Consider the following 19,496-nt stretch of genomic DNA (forward strand, 5'->3'; position numbering starts at 1 on the left):
TCATTTTCAATATATATTGTGAAAGGGCGTATGAATGATGAAAAAAGCACTGTTGCTGCTGCCTGCTTCGATGCTTGCACTGACTGCCTGTGGTTCTGGAGACGATGCAGGAGCATCGAATGAGAACAGCGGAGGGACGTTTACATACGAATCTCAAAACGGACCTGTCGAAGTTCCTGAAAATCCACAGCGAGTCGCTGTGCTGTCTACGTTTGCCGGTAACGTTATGGCACTGGATGTGCCGCTTGTCGGCGTTGACTCCTGGAGTATGGATAACCCGCAGTTCGCAGAAGAACTGGAAGGTGTAGAAGCCATTTCCGATGAAAATATCGAGCAGCTGATTGAGCTGGACCCGGACTTGATCATCGGTCTTGATAATATGAATAACATCAGCCAGCTGGAAGAAATTGCGCCAGTGGTCACATACGAATACGGCAAAGTGGATTATCTTGAGCAGCACGTCGAGATCGGCAAGCTGTTAAATAAAGAAGAGGAAGCCGTCTCATGGGTGGAAAACTTCCAGGCGGAAGCTTCTGCACTCGGGGACGACATCAAAGCTGAAATTGGCGAAGACGCGACGATTTCCGTTTTCGAAAACTTCGATAAACAGCTGTATGTTTTCGGCGATAACTGGGGCCGCGGTACCGAAATTCTTTATCAGGAGATGGAGCTTGCCATGCCGGAACGAGTAGAGGAAGAGGCACTGGACGAAGGGTACTACGCTCTGTCTGCTGAGGTGCTGCCGGAATTCGCTGGTGACTACATGATCTTCAGTAAAGTAGCAGATACCGACAACTCGTTTACAGAAACGGAAACCTATCAAAACATTCCTGCTGTCGAAAACGGGCACGTCATCGAAGTAGATGCCATGTCTTTCTACTTTAACGATCCGCTGACACTGGACTACCAGCTGGACGTATTTGAAGAAGAGTTTCTCAACTAAACTACGGGAAGGACGAACGGCATGCCTGCTATGAAACGTGCCCTTCCTCCTGCTGTTCTGCTGCCGGCCGGTTTTTTTCTGCTGGCAGCCTGTTTTTTTATGTCCTTGTTTCTTGGTGCTGCAGAGATCGGCCCGGCAGATGTGATCCGGGCTCTTTTTACGGCGGAAGGCGGGGAAAACCGTGATATTATCCGGAGCATGCGGCTGCCGCGTGAAACGGCAGCGGCGCTGACAGGAGCCGCGCTCGCTGCTTCCGGTGCGATTCTTCAGGGGATGACGCGTAATCCGCTTGCCGACCCAGGACTTCTCGGCCTGACAGCAGGAGCGAATTTGGCACTCGCTGTATCCATTGCTTTTTTTACGACAACCTATTTCGGCACAATGATTGCGGGGATGATCGGTGCAGCTATAGCCGCAGCGATTGTCTTCGGGATCAGCCGTGCCGCCCGGGGCCCGGTTTCGCCATTTCGAATCGTCCTCGCTGGAGCTGCTGTTACCGCCTTTTTTGCAGCAGCGGCAGAAGGGCTTGGCCTGCTCTTTCGTATTTCACAGGAAGTTTCCATGTGGACGGCCGGCGGATTGATTGGCACGAACTGGACGCAGATCCAGGTCGTGGCGCCGCTCATTTTATCCGGGCTTGCGATAGCGCTTTTACTATCGAGGCAGCTGACCGTACTCAGCCTCAATGAAGAAACAGCCGTCGGTCTCGGCCAGCGAACAGAGCTGATCAAAGCGGCTTTTTTTCTCGTCGTGATTGTTCTGGCTGGTTCAGCAGTGGCGCTTGTTGGAAATATGGCATTTATCGGTCTGATGATCCCGCATATCGTCCGGCAAGTGGCTGGCACCGATTACCGGCTGATTCTGCCCCTCTCAATGCTCGTCGGAGCTGCCTTTTTATTGGTTGCCGATACGCTTGGGAGAACGATTAACGCGCCTTATGAAACACCGGTGGCGGCATTGACCTCGATCGTCGGTCTTCCCTTCTTTTTATGGCTCGTCCGGAAAGGAGGCCGAACATGACACCTCGTTATCGTCGCGCGCTCATCGTCAGCATTCTATTACTCCTTTTCACCGCCGCCGGCTCCGCTGCTCTCGGTCAGGCATCGCTTCCGCTTTCGAGAATGATTCCGGTGCTCTTCGGATTCGGAACCGAAACCGAGTCGTTTTTGCTTTTTGACATCCGTCTCCCGCGGATTTTGGTCACGCTTCTGGCAGGTGCAGCGCTTGCCGTTTCCGGTGCAGTGCTGCAGGGATTGACGAGAAATGATCTGGCAGACCCCGGCATCATCGGCATCAATGCCGGAGCGGGCACGGCTGTCGCTGTCTTTTTCCTGTTCTTTCCGATCAGTGCCGGCAGCTTTATTTACCTGCTACCTCTCGTCGCTTTCTCGGGTGCGTTGCTCACAGCCGCCTGTATTTATGCAGCTGCCTATCAAAAAGGTACCGGCCTGGAGCCGACTTCCTTCGTATTAATCGGCGTCGGATTTTCCTTAGCACTGTCCGGCTTCATGATCGTGCTCATTTCTGGCACCGATCGCATGAAGGTGGACTTCATTGCCCGCTGGCTTGCCGGCGGCGTCTGGGGAACCGACTGGCCGTTCGTTGCGGCACTTGCTCCGTGGCTGTTGCTGCTCGTTCCGCTTGTGCTTTTCGGCAGCAGGTCGCTTAACGTGATCGGCCTTGGTGAACAGGCAGCGGCGGGGCTTGGCGTTGCTCTGAAGCGGACACAGATTCTGCTTATCCTTTGTGCCGTGGCGCTTGCAGCCGCTGCTGTTTCCGTTACCGGCGGTATCGCGTTTGTCGGCTTAATGGCGCCGCATATTGCCCGTTCCTTTTCCGGGGCCGATTACCGGCGGACGATTCCGCTCGCCATGATTATCGGCGCTTTTCTGCTCGTTTTGGCGGATACGATCGGCCGCACAGTGCCGGTAACGGACGGGATTCCTGCCGGTGTCGTCGTCGCCTTAATCGGTGCGCCTTATTTTGTTTATTTGCTGCTCCGCGCCCGGACGTGAAAGCCCTATGGTTTCATATCAGAAAAGCGGTGCCGAGGATCTTGGGCAGATCAACGGCACCGCTTTTCATTTGTCCTGATGATCCTGCAGCCGCTCTTGGAGCCAGTTTTGCAGACGGTCTTCTGTCTGAAATGAGAACCCGAGCAAGCTTGCTGTTTCACTGGCTGCCGAGGAAAAAGCCTGCCAGATCTCGGGAAGAAGCCCGGCAATTTCCGCTCGATCTGCTCGTATATACGTTCGTTGAAGCATCTGCCACTCTGCTTCCGGTACGATCGCTTCCAGGTCGTCTCCCTGCTTTCCGGCATAAACCGGTCCGTTCGCTTCTGCAGCTGCCTTCCAGCTGATCATCCGCCGATATTCTTTTCGGAGTATCGATACGTGTTCCAACGCATAGAGCAGCTGCCCTCTTGCCAGCCCTTTGACGACATAGGGAGACACCCACCAGAATTCATTGCAGCAGTCGGCATATTCAGCTGCTGTCGGCAGAACTACCGCAAATCCAGGCTCCTGCTGCAGTGACAACCTTTGCAGCAGTCCGTCTTTATCGAGAAGCATCCTGCCCGGCTCACCCTGCTGCAGGTAGTTCTCTGCCAGCTTGACCGGAACGAGCGTCAGATCAATGCGTCTGCCGTCGGCGAACTGCATGAGAATCGGGAACCAGCCGAGTCCGTGCGGTTCAGCCAGCGTGGAAAGCTCGGGCCGCTGCATGATCAATCGTTCTCCAAAAGGCGCAAGCCAGGCTCTATCCCGCTGCAAATCTTCCACCTCTGTGACGTAATAGGCGACGTCATAGTCCATCCACTCGTCTTCTGGGGCTCCGGAAACTCTGGAGCCGTGGAGCGTCACCGCCCGCACCGTCTCCATCGTTTCAGCCATTTCCAGTATCAGCTTGAGCATCTCAGTATTCGTCCGCACCGCCGTCAGCCCGACTTCACTTCCTGATTGGCAGAAGCGGTGATCCGGCTGCCGTTGACCGACAGCTCCACGCTCTGATTTGTTTCATTGATGACTGTGATCCCGCTTTTCGCTACCCGAATCAACAGGCGGGCGCCTCCAAAGACGATTTTAAATGAATAGCCGTCCCAGTTTTCCGGCAGAACAGGATTCAGGTGCAGCTCTCCATTACGGACTCTCATACCACCGAAGCCTTGTACCACTGCCATCCACGTGCCGGCCATGCTTGTAATATGACAGCCGTCTTCCGTATCGTTGTTGTAATTATCGAGATCGAGCCGCGCCGTCCGCAGATACATGTCGTACGCTTTTGCCTCGTAGCCGAGTTCACAGGCGAGCACCGCGTGCACACACGGGGAAAGCGATGATTCATGCACCGTCATCGGCTCATAAAAATCAAAATTGCGGCGCTTCGTTTCGTCATCATACTCGTGATTTAAAAAGTGCAGCCCCTGCAGAACGTCAGCTTGCTTAATAAAACAGGAGCGAAGAATCCGGTCCCACGACCAGTTCTGATTAAGCGGAAGATGCTTTTCCTCCAGCTCGCTGACAGCCATCAGCTCTTTATCGAGAAACCCGTCCTGCTGCAAAAACACGCCCGTTTCCTCATCATACGGTTCATACATATTGGAGCGGATGTCGCCCCACTTAGTCAATTCGTCATCGGTTATACCCAGCTGCTTCTGCCATGTTGTGAACAGCTCCGGCTGTTTCTCTTTCCACGCAGTAAGCGTGTCAAGCGTGCAGGAAAGGGTCCAGGCGGCAATCCGGTTCGTATACCAGTTGTTATTCACGTTGTTTTCATACTCGTTCGGACCGGTAACCCCAAGCATCATGTATGCCCCGCGCCGTTTGTTGTACAGCACGCGATCCTCCCAGAATCGGGAAATCTCCACGAGAACCTCGATTCCCGCTTCTTCTATATAAGAGGTGTCCCCCGTATAGTCCGTATATTGATAAACCGCATAAGCGATCGCCCCATTGCGGTGGATCTCTTCAAACGTAATTTCCCATTCATTATGGGACTCTTCCCCGTTCATCGTGACCATCGGATAAAGGGCACCCTTTGTAAAACCAAGCTTCGCTGCGTTTTCTTTCGCTTTTCCGAGCTGATTCCAGCGATAGACGAGCAGATTGCGGGCGATGCGGGAATCAGCCGTCGCCAAGTAAAACGGCAAGCAGTAGGCTTCTGTATCCCAGTAGGTGCTGCCACCGTACTTTTCGCCGGTAAAGCCCTTTGGTCCAATATTGAGCCTTGCATCTTCGCCGGTATACGTCTGATTCAGCTGGAAGATATTAAACCGGATGCCCTGCTGCGCTGCCGTGTCTCCTTCTATCACAATATCGCTGTCGAGCCATTTGGTTTCCCACGCCTCTGCCTGCTCTTTCTGAAGCTGCTTAAAGCCGGCCTGAAGCGCAGCCTCCAGCGCCTGCTCCGCTTTCGCCTGCAGCGCTTCCTTCGCATGATCGCGGTTCGTCACGTGTGCGGTATACTTGTAAATCGTCGTTGCTTCCCCGTCTTTCAACGCGATATCTGCCCGGACACCCGCGTATTTATCGCGGAGGACAGGTGTCGATTCGATCGGGGTGTAGCTGCCGTTCTGGTGGATTTCTGTTTCCTTCACCGTGCAGTAGTGAAAATCAAGCTTCTTTGTCTTCACGGTAACAGAGGCGCGCATGCCGTTCACAGACTGGTTCACCGGATCCCAGAACTTCTCATCGTAGTTGGCATCAGTATTTTTAATGTCGCCGTCGAGATACGATTCCAGCTCCAGCTGCCCGCTGAATCCTTCCGGTGTCAGCTCATAGGACAACGCGCCAATTTCCTTGCGCGCCATGCTCACAAAGCGGACAGCCTTAATATGAACGCGTTTTTCCGGACTGAGTTTTGCTGTAAACGTCCGCTTCAGGAAGCCTTCCTTCATGTTCAGTTCTCGGCGGAAATCGGTCACCTCAACTTTTGCCAGATCAAGCTCTGTTCCGTCAATGATCAGCTTCAAGCCGATCCAGTTCGTCGCATTCAATACTTTTGCAAAGTATTCCGGATAGCCGTTTTTCCACCAGCCGACGCGCGTTTTGTCCGGATAGTAGACGCCTGCCATGTAGCTGCCCTGCAAGGAAGAGCCGCTGTAAGTTTCCTCGAAATTTGCACGCTGACCGGTATGGCCGTTGCCGATACTGAACAAGCTCTCGGATATTTCCTGCTTCTGCGGATCAAATCCCTCTTCAATTATGGACCATGGATCCTGCTTTACATAAGGCTTCATCATATATGCATCTCCCTTCACGGATAAAACGGCTTTTGCAGCGCTGTTTGATTGTGCAATCGTTTGCATCCCGAAATAAAAAAGAAAAGCCGTTTTTGACTATACAAGCAGTTTACCATGTTTTTCAATTTAAAGAAAGCGCTTCATATACCTGCATGCAAGACAGACGTTGCTCTTTCTGCTATTGATAAAAGTCCCAAAACGGTTAATAAAGGTTGTTTTCGGCTGTGCCGGTTGTTTTAGAAGCATCTGATCAATGAAAGTCCCTCCTCCCCATGATCTGGATATTAGTACACTAATATTTCGTTGCCCGAACAGCATTGATAATTCCTACTGTTGCAAGTATTCTGAATTTAGCGTAGAGGCAGAAGCAGCTTACACAAGGTACTGCGCCTTCTGCTCCCATACCAGCTTTGTATACTGGCGCTTATTTAAGATTTCAAAAAACAGCAGCGCCCGCTGGTAGGCTTCTTCGATTTCGGTCTTCTCTCCCGGTGCTGTGCGCTCGAGACACTGGCCCCGGTAGTAATAAAGCTGACCGAGCATCGACATGTTTTCCTGCTCAATCGAACGTTCTATGGCACGGCTGATCACCTGCTGTGCCTGATCGATCTCACCCATGTCATACAGCGTTTTCGCTTTGTTGTACATGACGCGGATCAGAAAAGCATCATAGTCCAGCTCGTTAGCTGCCGATTTTGTCCGGACTCGAGTGGTTAAAATCCGATCCTGATAGTAAATCGTCTGCAGCGGACGTCCTTCAAACGCATGAAGGTACGCGAGGGTGTTCATGATACGCAGGTGAAGATGGTGGCGGCGAATTTCCGTATCGTCTCCTTCTTCAAGCAAGTAGCGCAGCCGGTGGATCGCTTCCCGCGTATCAATCCGCCCAGTGTAGTAGCTGGAGACGGTGTGAAACCAGGTGAGATAGCAGTCGAGAGAAGCATCTTCAATTGCACTCTCTGCACGCAGCTTCTCAATAAGCTCGTAAATCTCTTCGTGCTTCCGTTCACGGGCAGCCGCTTCAATTTGACTGACGACCTGATCGCGCGCTTCGAAGTCAGGTTCGATGAAGACATCGATAAAGAGCGTCAGCGGTGTATCAAGACGAAGGGCCAGGTAGTAAAGTGTATCAATTTTCGGGATCATATCGCCCTTCTCGATTTGGGAAATGGCACCCTGGGTACAAATTCCGTCGGCAAGCTGCTTTTGTGACATTCCTTTTTCTTTGCGGATCGCAGCGATGGTTGACCCGAGCATCTGACTGTTCATTATGCATCACCTGTTTCTGGACTTGGTCTTTTCACTATACCGTACTTTTTAAAGGAGGTGAACGAATCATGAAATACCTGCTCATGGCAGCACTCATTGTCACGTTTGCCGGAGGTGCCGTCTCAGGCTCTCTCACAGCGGCTGATCTGCCTTACGAAGATTCAGTCGAGCCGATGGACCTGCCATATGAAGACTAAAATTCCTACTATTTGATGAAAGGATGATTGGATGAAGAAAGCTGCTTTTGGAGGATTTACTGCTGCATTGCTTTTAATTCCGTTCACGGCTGGTGCTGAAACGGCTGAAGTGGAAACGGAAGGCGATAAAGAGGAGTACCTGATCCAGTTCGACGGACCGGCGGAAGCGGGCTTAATGAACGCTTTCGGCGTAGAAGACGAGGATGTGCTTTACGAATATGATTACCTCCCGGTTAACCTCGTTGAACTGACAGACAGCCAGGCAGAAGCGCTCGAGGATCACCCGCACGTCGCGGCGCTTGATGAGAACGCAGAAGTAACAACGCTGCAGGATATCCCTTACGGCATTGAAAGCGTACAGGGTGTGCAGGCGCAGGAGCTCGGTTTCCGCGGAGACGGCATGGATGTAGCGATTCTGGATACAGGGATCGACATTAACCACGAGGATCTGGCAGCTAACGTCCAGGGCGGCTTTTCCGTCTTCAGTGATTCCGCTAACTCCAATCCATTTTCTGACGGAAACGGCCACGGAACGCACGTAGCCGGAACCGTTGCAGCTGTTGACAACGATCTCGGCGTTCTCGGTGTCGCACCGGATGCAGATCTGTACGCAGTCAAAGTACTCAGCAATGAAGGCAGCGGTTCCCTCGACGGCATCGCACGCGGCATTGAGTGGTCGATTGAAAACGACATGGACATCATCAACATGAGTCTCGGCGGTTCTTCCGGCTCCTCCGTGCTTGAGAACTTTACGGATCTTGCTTACGACGAAGGTATCCTTGTCGTCGCTGCAGCAGGTAACGACGGTAAAGGGATGGGCTTCTTTGACACAGTCGGATTCCCGGCCCAGTATGAGTCCGCGATGGCTGTCGCCGCTGTGGATGAGAACAACAACACAGCTTCCTTCTCCAGCGCCGGACCAGCCGTTGAAATTTCAGCTCCAGGTGTAAACGTGCTCAGCACCGTGCCTGGAAACGGCTACGATGCCCTGAACGGTACGTCTATGGCAGCACCGCACGTCGCGGGTGTCGCTGCCCAGGTTTGGCAGGCTAAACCGCACCTTTCCAACGTCCAGCTACGCCAGCTGCTGAACGACACAGCAGAACCGCTCGGCGCCCAGCGTGACTACGGAAATGGTCTGATTCAGTCTGTCGACGCCATCAATCAGTAAGTAAGTAAGTAAGTAAGTAAGTAAGTAAGTAAGTAAGTAACACCCCTCTCCCCCTTTCTTGAGAGGCCGTCCCCCTGTCCGGGACGGCCCTTTTTTTGTGCGGGAACGACTATGGCGGGGGAAGGATCGGGCTTATACGGAGAGGCAGCGTCTTTTGCAGGGGTTACGCCTGCTTTAAGTTCAGCTTTCGACGTTTTCGTGCCGGTCTTTTTTGCAGGCGCCGGATATGAGTACGCAGCGGTGAAATGATAACTTGAACATCCAGAATGAAAACTTCCGGCACGATCGTGATAAGATTTTCGTTATCAAGAACGCCAGTTGATAACAAAGTCAAGTTTCAGCCTGGAAATCATAAGTTCAGAACCGAGATTGAAATGTTTGATGCTCCAAATAATAAGTTTGCGCACATCCGTAACAACTTTCTTCCCTCGGAAAGCTGACCTTAACTCTCGCCTTCGAAAAGTTGAACGTTTGCCCGTGAAAGTTGAATGTTTTCCTCCGCCAGTTAACGTTTTCTTCGTTATAACAGTTCTAAGTTGATGCTCGTGAACACTTTCGCAGCAAGGTTAATGCTTTGCGGGCGAAAGTTGAACATTTGCCAGACGAGGTTAACGCTTTCGCGGAAAAAGTTGAACATTTTCCTTGCTCCTCAGCTTCTCACGTACGCTGAAGGGAGAAGACGAGTTGACACCCGCCCTAAAATTGGAATACGATTACCATATACCGTACTTTTTGAGGGAATTTATTAAACAGAAGGCGGGCTTGATTAGCTGCAGACTGCAGAAGAGATCGCGTTAGAAACGGGAGGAAGAAAGATGATTGAAGACTATCTGCGGGCGTTTTCCGGAAAGCTCTATATGTTTACGGACCGGCAGAAAAAACCGGTTCTTCGGCAGGTGCGTGAGGATTTAGAGGAAGTAAAGTCCGGGCTTATCGAGCACGGCGAGGACAGCGTTCAGGCGGAGAAGCTGGCCGTGCGTCAGTTTCCGCCTCCTTCTGAGCTTGCTGCGGAATGGAATGAATCCGAGCAGGAACGGTACGACGAGCAGTTTCAGCCCCGAAACCTCGGCCTTGCTCCGCTGCTTTCCCAGGGGGTGCTCGTCCCGCTCTTTTTCCTGCAGTGGCCGATTATGTATGGATCCTGGAACGATCCGGGCCGCTATGCGTTCTGGCTGACGGCCCTTGTCATCGGCCTGCTTCTATTCATGTTCTATTTTCGCAGACAACCAAACGCCTACCTGCTCTCCGTTGTGAAACAAATGCGCTGGGTGTATGCCGCTTTGCTTGCCGCGGTTCCCGTTCATTTCGGTCTTTTCTTTTTAATCGGCACCGGCGAGCTCCTGTTCAGCCTCGTTTACGGCGCTGTTTTTCTAGCGTTCCTGCTGGTATTCGGAGTCGTTTTTGAGCGCTGGCGGAAACGGGCGTTAGAGCTGCCTCACTAAGCTTCTTCCGCTGTAATTTCCACTTTCATCCGGTCTGGGTCCTCCGTGTAAAGCGCATAGTGATCCGGTCCGCCTGCAAACGGATGCCGGTCCTCGTACAGGATCGGCATCCCTCTTTTTTTGACCTCCTGCGTCAGCCGGTCAACGTCGGCTTTCGTCGGCACCCGGAAGGCGAGATGATTCAACCCGGTGCGGCAGCGATGATACGGAACGTCCTGAAATCGCTCCTCCGTCTGCACGATGACGAGATAAAAGTCGCCATGGCGCCAGCTTCTCCCTTCTTCCCAATGCTGAAACGGGGTAAATCCAAGCTCCTGCAGCAGCCAACCCCAGTAAGCCTCGGATTCATCCAGCCGGCTGACCTACAGCTCCAGATGATCCTGCGGGTTCACAGCGATTCCTCCAGCTTCGCCGTCATGCGCAGCTCATCATAATACACGCCGTCTACAAAAAGTGCTTCCACTTCTCTGCCGGTCACCGAAAAACCAAATTCCTCATACAGCGAAATAGCAGCGTGATTCTGAGCAGTGACGTACAGGTTCAGCTGCTCAATGTAGGCGTCATCCTCGGCCGCTTCCCAGACCGCCTCCAGCAGCCTGCGTCCGATGCCGTGCCTTCGCATAGACGGATGGACGAAAAAGGCGGTTATCTCTGCCCGATGCTGCACCTTCTTCAGCTGCTGCGGGAACAGTGTAATCACGCCGCACAGTCTTTCTCCGTCGAAGGCGCCGTAGGTCCAGGCTTTGCTTTCCTGAAATCGTTTCTTAAATTTCTCTACCCCGTGCTTCGCTTCCTCATCCAGGCTTGTCGCAAATGCCTCGGGGTGCATCTGAAGCGCCTGCAGGCGAAGCTGAAAATAAGCTGCCGCATCCCATTCCTCCAGCCGTTCGACGTTCATCATTCCGTCACCACCTTTGCAAAAATACACGTATCGCGCAGACCTCCGCGTTCATAGCGCGTATCCTGACGCAAGATTCCTTCCAGCGTAAAACCGAGCCGCTCCGCCACCGCCCTGCTTTTTTCATTTTTCGTGTCGCAGCGAATTTCAATCCGGCGCGCACCCATTTCACATTCAGCGAAGCGCGCGACCCCGGCAACCGCCTCTGTTATGTACCCCTGTCCGCTGTAGCGCGCATCCACCCAGTAGCCGATTTCCACTTTCGGGACGGTCCAGTCCACCCTGTGCAGTCCGCTTGAGCCGACGTAGGCGCCATCTGTTTTACGGAACAAAAACAGCCGGAAATCGCTTCGTTCTAAGTAGCGGAGTGCTGCCCTGCGCAGCTCAGCTTCTGTTTCTTCCACCGTGTCATCCAGCGGGATAAACGGCAGCCATTCTGCTAGTGACGAACGAGTCGCCTGCTTCGCTTCCCAGACGGCTTGGCCGTCGCCCGGCATCGGCATACGGATAATCAGCCGCTCTGTTTCAAACTGCTCCGGCACCGTTCGTAATATATCCTCCATCTCTACTCCTCCTCGTTAACCTCTTTTAACGCCGGCATTACTTGCTCCCAGTATTGGCTGCTGTGCGGCACAAGGTCCTCCTTGGCCAGTACGAGTCGCCTGCCTGTGTCCGAAATCCCGCTGCAGGCAGAACGCACACCCGCAATAAGCTCCTGAAACTCCTCCAGCTTCACGCTGCAGGCCCCGTCGGCTTCGCCATCGCGAAACTGAAGCCGGTTGACGACATCGCGATCGGTATGCAGCTGGAACACGTGGCAGTGCTCCCGATCTAAAAAAGCACCGATTTCAATCTCGTCTTGCAGTCGCCCGAGCGGACGCAGGTCCGCCATCGTCACCTGCAGACCGATTTCCTCCTCCATTTCTCTGACACCGTCTGCCGCCTGTTCACCCGCCGTCAGGTGACCGGCAGCTGTAATATCATAGAGCGCGGGGAAGTCACGCTTTACGCTGCTTCGAAGCTGAAGCACCACATAGCGGTCTTCCTCGTCATCAAACGTGACCCAGCACTGAAACGTTTCGTGCCATTCTCCTTCGCGGTGCACCTCATCCCGGCTCATCGTGCCTCTTTTCTCGTAGTCCCTTGTGAAAGTAGTTACGTGCTCCACACATCTTCCTCCTCATACCATGCCGGCTTTAATTGCTTAAAGTGATGATGATCGCGTAAAGCCCGGTCGATTCGTCGTCTCGTCATCTCCTCTTCTTTCGGAGCAAACATCTGACCCCAGGCAAGCGACGAGAACAGCACCATCGCAGTATATAAGCTGTACCGTTCCCAAAAAGCAGACGGTACCTGATCGTGAAAGTACCCGTGAATCTGTCCGCAGGCAAAGGCTCTGCTGTCATCGAGCTGAAAGAGCGCTGTTTTGACAAAATCGTGATAAGGGTCGCCCCAATCCATATTGTCAAAATCAATTACACCCGTCAGCCGGCCGCCGGATACGAGAAGATTTCCAAGATGAAAATCATCGTGCTGCAGCCGCTCCGGCACACGATTCATCCAATGCCGGTGCCGTTTCACCCATTCTGAGACCTCATGTATTCCCGAAAACGTCAGCTTTTTCTCTTTACACACCGCTTCGTAGCGGAGGTGCTTTTCCCACGCACGATCGGCCCAGCCGATTTTTTCTGCAGGCGCTTTTACGTCATGAAGCTTCCGCAGCAGAGCGCCTGCTTCTCGGCCCAGTCTGTACATGTCTGCTTCTGTCTTCGACGCTTTGCAGCTTCGCAGATCTTCTCCTTCGATCCAGCTCAGCTGCACCCAGAGATACGGGGCCTCTTCCTGCACACACATTACTTCCTGCACAGGCAGCCCCTTCATAAACAGCCGCTCCATCACACGGAGCTGTTCCCGACGCTTTGCCTGCTCTGCAAGCGGAAACCGTTTTATGACCGACCTTCCTGTCCCGTCCTCTGCCAAGTAGCACGGATGTTGCGAAAATCCTTTTAACTGCTTTACTCGTTTGCCTGCAAATAAGTCCATACTCTTTCTCCTTGAAGCTGTGCATGTTAGAAGACATCCAGGCCTCTCGTTATGTACACTGTCTTTACGAAGGAGGCGATACGCATGTTTCGAAAACTCCGCTCCCTGTTTGGAGGACGACGCTGCGAGTTCTGCGGCAAAGCTTCCAGCGAAGCACAGCGCTATGAAGATGAATCAGGCAGACCGATCCATGTCTGCTTTCAATGTGTACCGTACGCGGAGCGCCGCGGCTATCCGAAGCGTTAACCGCGGCGCCCCGACTGATTAATGCATAACAAGTCCGCCGTCAACGACCAAGTTCTGGCCGGTCACTGCCCGCGACCACGGCGAGCTGAAAAACAGCACGGCATCCGCCATTTCCTCTGGTGTCGTTACCCGCTGAAGCGGCGTCGTCTGCCGAATGATATCGAATACCTCCGGTGTCGTTACGCTGCTCGCATCCGTCTTTTCCAGCAGGCCGCCTGATACCATATTGACGGTGATGCCGGACGGACCGAGCTCCTTCGCTGCATTGCGGGTAAAGCCGAGCAGCGCCGCCTTTCCGGACGTATATTCATGGTACGGAACGACCGGATGTTGAACGAGGTTCGTGCCGATCATGATGAGGCGGCCGAATTCCTGCTTCTTCATCGACGGAAGCACGGCTTGCACGACGTTTAACGCCCCCTTCACACTTCCCTCCATCTGTGTTTCAAACGATTCCCAAGAGACGTGCTCCAGATCCTCCTGCGCCTCCGGGTCAAACCGGAAATCGACGAGCGCATTATGAACGGCGGTGGACACCGGCGCTCCAAAATGACGCTCTCCTTCCTGAACGAGACGCGCTAGTTCTTCTTTCTTTCTGACATCGGCCTGAAGCGCCACTGCCGGTTCCCCAATTTCACGGGCCAGCGCCTCTGCTTTTTCCTGGCTTTGATAATAATTAATGATTACCCGCGCTCCCTCGGCTGCAAATGCCTTGGCGCATGCGGCACCGAGTCCGCGCCCTGCACCGGTGATCAGAACAACCTGGTCCCGAATATTCATATCTGCTTCTCCCCTTATTCGTTTATAATGAGCATGTCGTGATCGTTAAATTTCCAGTCTTCTGAATAGGCGGCTTCCCAATAATAGCCGTCCGGGTCGCGGAAATAGCCGCTGTACCCTCCCCAATAGACGCGCTGCGCCTCTTTAACGATCGTTCCGCCAGCGTTGTGAGCAGCTTGCAGCACGTCCCGCACTTCCTGTTCCGATTTTGTGTTGTAGGCAAGCGTCATGCCGGTAAACCCTTCAGAAGGTGCTGCGCCAATATCTTCAGCAAGCTGGTCTTTTGGAAACAAAGCAAGCCGGGTGCCTGCGTTTTGAAAAAAGATAATCCCGTCCTCCGGGCTGCCGCTCGTTTGCATGCCGAGCCCGTCCCGGTAAAAGGCAAGCGAACGCTTCAGGCTGCTGCACCCAAGCGTAATGAGATGAATGCTGTTCACGTAAATCCCTCCTCCGCTCTTTTATTCGATTCTGATTCAAGGATTCCTCTATTTTCCTGCAGGCGTTTTACATTTTCAGCTTGCGGCGTTATGATACGTAGGGATATTCTTCTCGATATTTATGTGAAAAGAGGGAGACGTTATGGCATACGAAATCCATGATACGATGCTTTCCGAGGAAACGATTCAACGACGTGTTCAGGAGCTTGCGGATGAGATTCAGAAGGATTTTCACGATGAGCCCGTCACGTTGATTGCAGTATTGAAAGGCTCGTTCGTCTTTGCAGCTGATCTGATGCGGGCGTTTAAGTCAACGGTCAATGTTCAGGTCGACTTTATCTCGGTTTCCAGCTACGGCAATCAGACAGAAACGACCGGCAAGGTCAAGCTGTTAAAGGATCTCGACAGCAACATCACCGGCGAAAACGTCGTCGTCGTGGAAGACATCGTCGACAGCGGCTTGACGCTTGATTTTCTCGTCGATCACCTGCGCATGCACCGTCCCAAAAAGATGGCTGTCTGCACGCTGCTCGACAAACCGGAGCGCCGCCGCGTGGAACTGCCGATCGATTACGTCGGCTTCGTGATTCCCGATGAATTTATCGTCGGCTATGGCATTGATTACGCCCAGCAGTTCCGCAACCTTCCGTATATCGCAAGCGTACGTCAGACAGCTGAATAAGCGATGCGTAAGCCGTCCTCAGGGGGCGGCTTCTTTGCTGATCATTCGATCCGGAAAGCCGTGCAAAGGCGTGAAGCTGTTTCTGTGCAGCGACCGAGGAACGGTGCCGGTCTTACTGTGCCTGCACAAAAAAGAAGCGGCGCGCGGCCGCTTCTTTCTCGTTTACTGTTATCAGCCCTGATTGTTCGGGCGGACAATAATTTCGTTCACATCGACGTTTTTAGGCTGCTGAACCGTGTAATAGACAGCTTCAGCGATGTCCTTGCTGTCAAGCGGCGTCATTTTGCCTTTGCCGAAATTCTTTTCGAACATTTCCAGCACGTCTTCGTCTGTGATCGTTTCTGTCAGCTCCGTATCGACAACGCCTGGTGAAATGGATGTCGTACGGATATCAGTGCCGGCGAGCTCTTTGCCGAGACCTTCCATGATCACGCGTGCTGCAAACTTCGTGCCGCAGTAAACGGCTCCGGAAGGCATGATTTCATGGCCCGCAATCGAGGACGTTGTAATAATGTGTCCGCTGTTCTGCTCCTGCATATGCGGCAGCACAGCGTGAATACCATACAATACGCCCTTAATGTTAACGTCGACCATCTTTTCCCACTCATCGACCTTGCCTTTTTCCATGAAGCTGAGCGGCATCAAGCCGGCGTTGTTGAAAAGCACATCGACGCCGCCGAACGTGTCGACCGTAAACTGGATCAGCTCGTGGACTTCATCCTTTGACGTCACATCCGTCTGCTTGATCTCTACTTTACCTGGCTTGTCCTGCAGGCTGTTCTGAAGCTCTTCAAGCCGTTCTTTTCGACGCGCAGCAAGCACGACGTTCGCTCCTTCGTCTGCAAACTTTGCAGCTGTTGCTTCTCCGATTCCGCTGCTTGCGCCGGTGATAACAATCGTTTTTCCGTTCATATCAGACATGGTAGAACCACCTTTTCGTCATTTTTGCGTGCACGGTTTGTCTACCCGCAATTGTCTGATTAAAAACGCGGCTTAGTACAGCCGCTCCCGGTATCCGGTCTGAAGACGTTCTTCAAGCTCTGCTTCCGACTGCTCGGAAGCGGCGTGTGCCTTCATCATTTCTGCAGCACGCGGCAGGCTTTCGACCTTCGGCCACGTGTCCGGCTTCCAAAGCTCAGAACGCCTCAACGCCTTGGCACAATGGACGAAACAGCTCTCCACTGTCACCCCGATCGCAAGCCACGGCTTCTTTTCCTTCACCGCCATGCTTGCTAGCAGGTCTTCCTCTTCTGTTAATACGGCTGTCCCATTGACGCGGAGCGTTTCACCCATCCCCGGGATGAAAAATTCCAGTCCGACGTGCGGATTTTCGATCAGATTAAGGAGAGAGTCGAATCGTTTATTACCCGGCCGCTCCGGAATGACGAGCCGCTGATCGTCCAGCACGCGGACAAAGCCGGGCTGATCGCCGCGCGGTGAAGCCTGGCACCTCCCTGACGCGTCCGCCGTTGCCATGACCAGAAATGGGGAGCGCGCGATAAACGAAGCCGCATGATGGTCAATCAGCTGAATTTCTTTTTTAACGGCAAGTTCACTCGGGGCTCCCAGCTTTTCCCGCAGCGCAGCCTCTGAGGTGATCATGTCTTTCCAGTCCGTCATGATGCGCCCTCCGGCACGAACCGCACCCGGTTCATGTCTTCTGCCTCTTCTTTATTGTAAATCATCTCTTCAAATTCTCCTTCCGTCCAAATGGTCATCTGATCTTCATAGTGCGGCGAGCGCCACTGACCGGACTGTCCTGGAATGTTCACGTCGTAAAACCGGTCTGTGGAGGCTAAATCTCCGATAAACCGCCAGCCCGCACCGTGATTGGCGATCCCGGTTTCCTCATCAAAGCTTGACGCTCCCGGCGTAAATCCGCTTCCGCCCATCTCCCCGCCGTTTACGTTCAGCAGATGATTTAACGGCCAGACCGCTCCGAGCGGATGCGCAATTTCCACCTGGTGCCAATCTCCCCAACGCCAGGTTGAGGCACTGCCGCCCTGCAGCTCCTCCGCCTGCTGGACGGCTTCAAAAAACGTTTCCCGAGCGGCTTTGGCAAAAGGGACTTGATACCGCTCATCGAGATACGCAAAAACGACATCCGTTTCCGCAGCATCGGCTATGACCCGGTGTCTCGATACGTGATTCGTCACCTCAACCTGCAGATAGCGCTCAAACAACGTTTGCGGCAGCCCTTCGTACCAAAGGTGCCAGATGAGCGCTCCGCTGCTGTCGACATCTTCGAGATAATCCCACCGTTCGAGCTGCTCCAGTGCCTCTTCCTCTAGATCGGACAGCTCGCCCAGTATCTCCCCTTCCAGATCCGTTCCGCCGTGCAGTTCTACATCCCAGTCACGGACCGCTTCTGTCATGAGCGGAACGAGCATTTCTGCCTGCGTATTGACGACATCGGTCTGCATCTCCCGCATCGTTTCCAGCGTAAATGGATCGCCGGATGCCTGCTGTTCGGCAATCATCTCCTCCAGCCGGAGACCGCGGTAGGGAAAGTAGCTGCGCCCGATTTCATAGTCAAAGTCCTCATCAACCGGCATGTGGTTTGCCGTCATCACATAGCCCTGCTCCGGGTTCATCTCGCCCGGAAGTTCATCCGGCTCCAGAAACCCATCCCACTGAAAGTCCGGATCCCACCCCGGAACCGGAAACATGCCGTCACCGTTCTGGCGCACAGGCAGAAGCGCCTGTCCCTGCCAGCCGAAATTACCGTCTGTATCTGCAAAAACCCAGCCAAGCCCCGGAGTGACAAACCCTTCCAGTCCAGCTGCGAATTCTTCAGCGGTTTCCGCCCGATTGACACGGAGAATGCCGTCGAGTTCTTCACCGGGCTCCAGCCCGCTCCAGCGCAAAGAATATGCCTGATACGGCCCTTCTTCGATCACCCGGTTCATTACCGGGCCATTTCTCGTTTCGTCCACGTAGTGAACATACGGCTCCGGTTCATCGTCAATGTGTATTTCCTCATAATGACGCTCGGCTTCTTCCCATTCACCGTCATATAAGTATTCATTCGGATTTTCCGGATTCACCTGTTCCAGAAACACATCCTCGTAGTCCGCGCTCAGTGACGTGACACCCCAGGCAACCTCTCCGTTATGACCGAGCACGACGCCGGGGATACCGGGCACCGTCACGCCAATCGAATGAAAATCGCCGGTAAGCTCCAGGTGCGTCTGATACCATACGCTCGGCACAGCAAGATCCAGGTGCGGATCGTCCCCGATCATTGGAGCACCTGATTCCGTCCACTCCCCGCCGATAACCCAGTTGTTGCTCCCGTTCCACGGCTCCGGCAGCAGCTCCGACAGCTCCTCCAGGTCCGGCTCCACGATCCCCGCCTGCTCCTTCGTCAGCTCCTCATAGGCTGCGACAGCCGTGCTTTCTGAAGCTTCCGGCAGACCGTCTCCTATCACCGGAAATTCGTCTGCTTCGGCATAGTCGGGAAACATCGCTTCCGCTTCTGCCCCGAAGCGGCGCACGAGTTCATAGTGAGTCAGCTCATCCCGGAAATTCCCTGTAAGCGTGTAGCCCATGTACTTAACGGCAATGGCTGTATCTTCAGCTGTCCATTCATCCGGCCGGTAGCCGAGAATGCGAAATTCCAGCGGCTGTTCACCCGCCTCAAACGCATCATCAATGTAACCTGTGACCCCGGCCGCAAAGGCATCCACCATCCGGGCCGTTTCCTCATCAAACTGCTCGATGATCCCATCGACTGCGCGGTGCATCCCATAGGAACGGAAATACTTATCGCTTTCCAGTGCATCCTCGCCGATCACCTCTGCCAGGCGCCCGCCGGCTAGCCTGCGGGTCATGTCCATTTGAAACAGCCTGTCCTGAGCCATCACGTATCCTTGCGTATAAAACAAATCTTCCAGCTCGTCCGCCTGAATCTTTGCGACGCCGCGGCTGTCCCGGATTACTTCCACTTCTGCCGTGAGAGGCGCCTCGATCGTTTCCCCGTCGAGCTTCGGATGGCTCTGGGCTGAAAACCACCAGATAAACAGCAGTCCTGCCAGCAGCAAACTGCACATCGTGAGCAGCATGATAATTCCGACACGCACGTAACGGCGCTGAAAAAATGGTTTTTTCTCTATGTAGCCTCGGTCCTGCATCGTTGATTCCCCCTGC

General features: G+C 53.6%; 21 protein-coding genes. 8 read left to right on the plus strand and 13 right to left on the minus strand.

Going from position 1 to position 19,496, the window contains the following annotated elements; all coding sequences use genetic code 11:
• Positions 1-37 precede the first annotated feature (37 nt).
• Genes ACSZLD_RS07295 through ACSZLD_RS07305 form a run of 3 tightly spaced genes read left to right on the plus strand, consistent with a single transcriptional unit; the run spans position 38 to position 2,958 of the window.
• A complete protein-coding gene (locus ACSZLD_RS07295; protein WP_444684753.1) occupies positions 38-943 on the plus strand; it encodes an iron-hydroxamate ABC transporter substrate-binding protein in 906 nt (301 codons plus the stop codon).
• A gap of 21 nt (positions 944-964) precedes the next feature.
• Positions 965-1,963 carry a FecCD family ABC transporter permease gene (locus tag ACSZLD_RS07300; RefSeq protein WP_444684754.1) on the plus strand — a complete coding sequence of 333 codons (999 nt, stop codon included), beginning with the start codon at positions 965-967 and terminating at the stop codon, positions 1,961-1,963.
• Positions 1,960-2,958, plus strand: a complete 999-nt coding sequence (locus tag ACSZLD_RS07305; RefSeq protein ID WP_444684755.1) for a FecCD family ABC transporter permease — start codon at positions 1,960-1,962, stop codon at positions 2,956-2,958. The genes ACSZLD_RS07300 and ACSZLD_RS07305 overlap by 4 nt, the downstream gene beginning before the upstream one ends.
• Positions 2,959-3,024: 66 nt before the next feature.
• Here ACSZLD_RS07305 and ACSZLD_RS07310 read toward each other — a convergent pair whose 3' ends face one another.
• The 3 genes from ACSZLD_RS07310 to ACSZLD_RS07320 form a co-directional block, all read right to left on the minus strand.
• The gene (locus tag ACSZLD_RS07310; RefSeq protein WP_444684756.1) at positions 3,025-3,873 is read right to left on the minus strand and encodes an aminoglycoside 6-adenylyltransferase; all 849 of its coding nucleotides are present in this window, start codon (positions 3,871-3,873) and stop codon (positions 3,025-3,027) included.
• Between the two features lie 5 nt (positions 3,874-3,878).
• Positions 3,879-6,179 carry a glycoside hydrolase family 65 protein gene (locus ACSZLD_RS07315; protein WP_444684829.1) on the minus strand — a complete coding sequence of 767 codons (2,301 nt, stop codon included), beginning with the start codon at positions 6,177-6,179 and terminating at the stop codon, positions 3,879-3,881.
• A gap of 375 nt (positions 6,180-6,554) precedes the next feature.
• A complete protein-coding gene (locus ACSZLD_RS07320; RefSeq protein ID WP_444684757.1) occupies positions 6,555-7,451 on the minus strand; it encodes a helix-turn-helix domain-containing protein in 897 nt (298 codons plus the stop codon).
• Positions 7,452-7,519: 68 nt separating this feature from the next.
• Between ACSZLD_RS07320 and ACSZLD_RS07325 the strand changes: the two genes are divergently transcribed.
• The 3 genes from ACSZLD_RS07325 to ACSZLD_RS07335 all read left to right on the plus strand — a co-directional run bounded on the left by ACSZLD_RS07325 (position 7,520) and on the right by ACSZLD_RS07335 (position 10,261).
• Positions 7,520-7,648, plus strand: a complete 129-nt coding sequence (locus tag ACSZLD_RS07325; protein WP_377908682.1) for a hypothetical protein — start codon at positions 7,520-7,522, stop codon at positions 7,646-7,648.
• A gap of 31 nt (positions 7,649-7,679) precedes the next feature.
• Positions 7,680-8,819, plus strand: a complete 1,140-nt coding sequence (locus ACSZLD_RS07330) for a S8 family peptidase (RefSeq protein WP_444684758.1) — start codon at positions 7,680-7,682, stop codon at positions 8,817-8,819.
• 815 nt (positions 8,820-9,634) lie between these two features.
• Positions 9,635-10,261 carry a hypothetical protein gene (locus ACSZLD_RS07335; RefSeq protein WP_444684759.1) on the plus strand — a complete coding sequence of 209 codons (627 nt, stop codon included), beginning with the start codon at positions 9,635-9,637 and terminating at the stop codon, positions 10,259-10,261.
• Here the strand turns inward: ACSZLD_RS07335 and ACSZLD_RS07340 are convergent.
• The 5 genes from ACSZLD_RS07340 to ACSZLD_RS07360 are packed head-to-tail and all read right to left on the minus strand — an operon-like array spanning position 10,258 to position 13,202.
• On the minus strand, positions 10,258-10,614 hold the full coding sequence (locus ACSZLD_RS07340; RefSeq protein WP_444684830.1) for a VOC family protein: 357 nt from the start codon (positions 10,612-10,614) through the stop codon (positions 10,258-10,260). The genes ACSZLD_RS07335 and ACSZLD_RS07340 overlap by 4 nt on opposite strands.
• A 35-nt stretch (positions 10,615-10,649) precedes the next feature.
• Positions 10,650-11,162, minus strand: a complete 513-nt coding sequence (locus ACSZLD_RS07345) for a GNAT family N-acetyltransferase (RefSeq protein WP_444684760.1) — start codon at positions 11,160-11,162, stop codon at positions 10,650-10,652.
• Positions 11,159-11,722 (minus strand): GNAT family N-acetyltransferase, encoded by a 564-nt coding sequence (locus tag ACSZLD_RS07350; protein WP_377908678.1) that lies wholly within the window; start codon positions 11,720-11,722, stop codon positions 11,159-11,161. Before ACSZLD_RS07350 ends, ACSZLD_RS07345 begins: the two co-directional genes overlap by 4 nt.
• 2 nt (positions 11,723-11,724) lie before the next feature.
• Positions 11,725-12,327 (minus strand): NUDIX hydrolase, encoded by a 603-nt coding sequence (locus ACSZLD_RS07355; protein WP_444684761.1) that lies wholly within the window; start codon positions 12,325-12,327, stop codon positions 11,725-11,727.
• Entirely contained in the window at positions 12,315-13,202 is an 888-nt protein-coding gene (locus ACSZLD_RS07360; protein ID WP_444684762.1) for a phosphotransferase family protein, read from the minus strand. Before ACSZLD_RS07360 ends, ACSZLD_RS07355 begins: the two co-directional genes overlap by 13 nt.
• Before the next feature lie 84 nt (positions 13,203-13,286).
• Here ACSZLD_RS07360 and ACSZLD_RS07365 point away from each other — a divergent pair, with 84 nt between their 5' ends.
• Positions 13,287-13,448: a hypothetical protein gene (locus ACSZLD_RS07365; RefSeq protein WP_377908675.1), complete on the plus strand. Its 162-nt coding sequence runs from the start codon at positions 13,287-13,289 to the stop codon at positions 13,446-13,448.
• Between the two features lie 18 nt (positions 13,449-13,466).
• Here ACSZLD_RS07365 and ACSZLD_RS07370 read toward each other — a convergent pair whose 3' ends face one another.
• Entirely contained in the window at positions 13,467-14,228 is a 762-nt protein-coding gene (locus ACSZLD_RS07370) for a 3-oxoacyl-ACP reductase (protein WP_377908674.1), read from the minus strand.
• A 14-nt stretch (positions 14,229-14,242) separates the two neighbouring features.
• The gene (locus ACSZLD_RS07375; protein WP_444684763.1) at positions 14,243-14,665 is read right to left on the minus strand and encodes a VOC family protein; all 423 of its coding nucleotides are present in this window, start codon (positions 14,663-14,665) and stop codon (positions 14,243-14,245) included.
• Between the two features lie 142 nt (positions 14,666-14,807).
• Here ACSZLD_RS07375 and hpt point away from each other — a divergent pair, with 142 nt between their 5' ends.
• Positions 14,808-15,347, plus strand: coding sequence for a hypoxanthine phosphoribosyltransferase (gene hpt, locus ACSZLD_RS07380; RefSeq protein ID WP_168006615.1), 540 nt, complete (start codon positions 14,808-14,810; stop codon positions 15,345-15,347).
• A 171-nt stretch (positions 15,348-15,518) separates the two neighbouring features.
• On the opposite strand, the gene ACSZLD_RS07385 is transcribed toward hpt, so the two are convergent.
• The 3 genes from ACSZLD_RS07385 to ACSZLD_RS07395 form a co-directional block, all read right to left on the minus strand.
• Complete coding sequence (locus ACSZLD_RS07385) at positions 15,519-16,268, minus strand: SDR family oxidoreductase (protein ID WP_444684764.1); 750 nt, start codon at positions 16,266-16,268, stop codon at positions 15,519-15,521.
• Positions 16,269-16,340: 72 nt separating this feature from the next.
• The gene (locus ACSZLD_RS07390) at positions 16,341-16,967 is read right to left on the minus strand and encodes a pyridoxamine 5'-phosphate oxidase family protein (RefSeq protein ID WP_444684765.1); all 627 of its coding nucleotides are present in this window, start codon (positions 16,965-16,967) and stop codon (positions 16,341-16,343) included.
• Positions 16,964-19,480 carry a penicillin acylase family protein gene (locus tag ACSZLD_RS07395; protein ID WP_444684766.1) on the minus strand — a complete coding sequence of 839 codons (2,517 nt, stop codon included), beginning with the start codon at positions 19,478-19,480 and terminating at the stop codon, positions 16,964-16,966. The genes ACSZLD_RS07390 and ACSZLD_RS07395 overlap by 4 nt, the downstream gene beginning before the upstream one ends.
• Between the last annotated feature and the right edge of the window lie 16 nt (positions 19,481-19,496).

Source organism: Alkalicoccus luteus (genome assembly GCF_052061695.1).
GTDB lineage: Bacteria > Bacillota > Bacilli > Bacillales > Salisediminibacteriaceae > Alkalicoccus > Alkalicoccus luteus.

What these genes read in the sequence shown, in the direction of transcription:
- ACSZLD_RS07370 (WP_377908674.1), bottom strand. Translation starts at nt 14,228, where the DNA reads ATGAATATTCGGGACCAGGTTGTTCTGATCACCGGTGCAGGGCGCGGA.
- ACSZLD_RS07360 (WP_444684762.1), bottom strand. Translation starts at nt 13,202, where the DNA reads ATGGACTTATTTGCAGGCAAACGAGTAAAGCAGTTAAAAGGATTTTCG.
- hpt (WP_168006615.1), top strand. Translation starts at nt 14,808, where the DNA reads ATGGCATACGAAATCCATGATACGATGCTTTCCGAGGAAACGATTCAA.
- ACSZLD_RS07385 (WP_444684764.1), bottom strand. Translation starts at nt 16,268, where the DNA reads ATGTCTGATATGAACGGAAAAACGATTGTTATCACCGGCGCAAGCAGC.
- ACSZLD_RS07345 (WP_444684760.1), bottom strand. Translation starts at nt 11,162, where the DNA reads ATGATGAACGTCGAACGGCTGGAGGAATGGGATGCGGCAGCTTATTTT.
- ACSZLD_RS07365 (WP_377908675.1), top strand. Translation starts at nt 13,287, where the DNA reads ATGTTTCGAAAACTCCGCTCCCTGTTTGGAGGACGACGCTGCGAGTTC.
- ACSZLD_RS07315 (WP_444684829.1), bottom strand. Translation starts at nt 6,179, where the DNA reads ATGAAGCCTTATGTAAAGCAGGATCCATGGTCCATAATTGAAGAGGGA.
- ACSZLD_RS07395 (WP_444684766.1), bottom strand. Translation starts at nt 19,480, where the DNA reads ATGCAGGACCGAGGCTACATAGAGAAAAAACCATTTTTTCAGCGCCGT.
- ACSZLD_RS07330 (WP_444684758.1), top strand. Translation starts at nt 7,680, where the DNA reads ATGAAGAAAGCTGCTTTTGGAGGATTTACTGCTGCATTGCTTTTAATT.
- ACSZLD_RS07300 (WP_444684754.1), top strand. Translation starts at nt 965, where the DNA reads ATGCCTGCTATGAAACGTGCCCTTCCTCCTGCTGTTCTGCTGCCGGCC.
- ACSZLD_RS07325 (WP_377908682.1), top strand. Translation starts at nt 7,520, where the DNA reads ATGAAATACCTGCTCATGGCAGCACTCATTGTCACGTTTGCCGGAGGT.
- ACSZLD_RS07390 (WP_444684765.1), bottom strand. Translation starts at nt 16,967, where the DNA reads ATGACGGACTGGAAAGACATGATCACCTCAGAGGCTGCGCTGCGGGAA.
- ACSZLD_RS07295 (WP_444684753.1), top strand. Translation starts at nt 38, where the DNA reads ATGAAAAAAGCACTGTTGCTGCTGCCTGCTTCGATGCTTGCACTGACT.
- ACSZLD_RS07320 (WP_444684757.1), bottom strand. Translation starts at nt 7,451, where the DNA reads ATGAACAGTCAGATGCTCGGGTCAACCATCGCTGCGATCCGCAAAGAA.
- ACSZLD_RS07305 (WP_444684755.1), top strand. Translation starts at nt 1,960, where the DNA reads ATGACACCTCGTTATCGTCGCGCGCTCATCGTCAGCATTCTATTACTC.
- ACSZLD_RS07350 (WP_377908678.1), bottom strand. Translation starts at nt 11,722, where the DNA reads ATGGAGGATATATTACGAACGGTGCCGGAGCAGTTTGAAACAGAGCGG.
- ACSZLD_RS07335 (WP_444684759.1), top strand. Translation starts at nt 9,635, where the DNA reads ATGATTGAAGACTATCTGCGGGCGTTTTCCGGAAAGCTCTATATGTTT.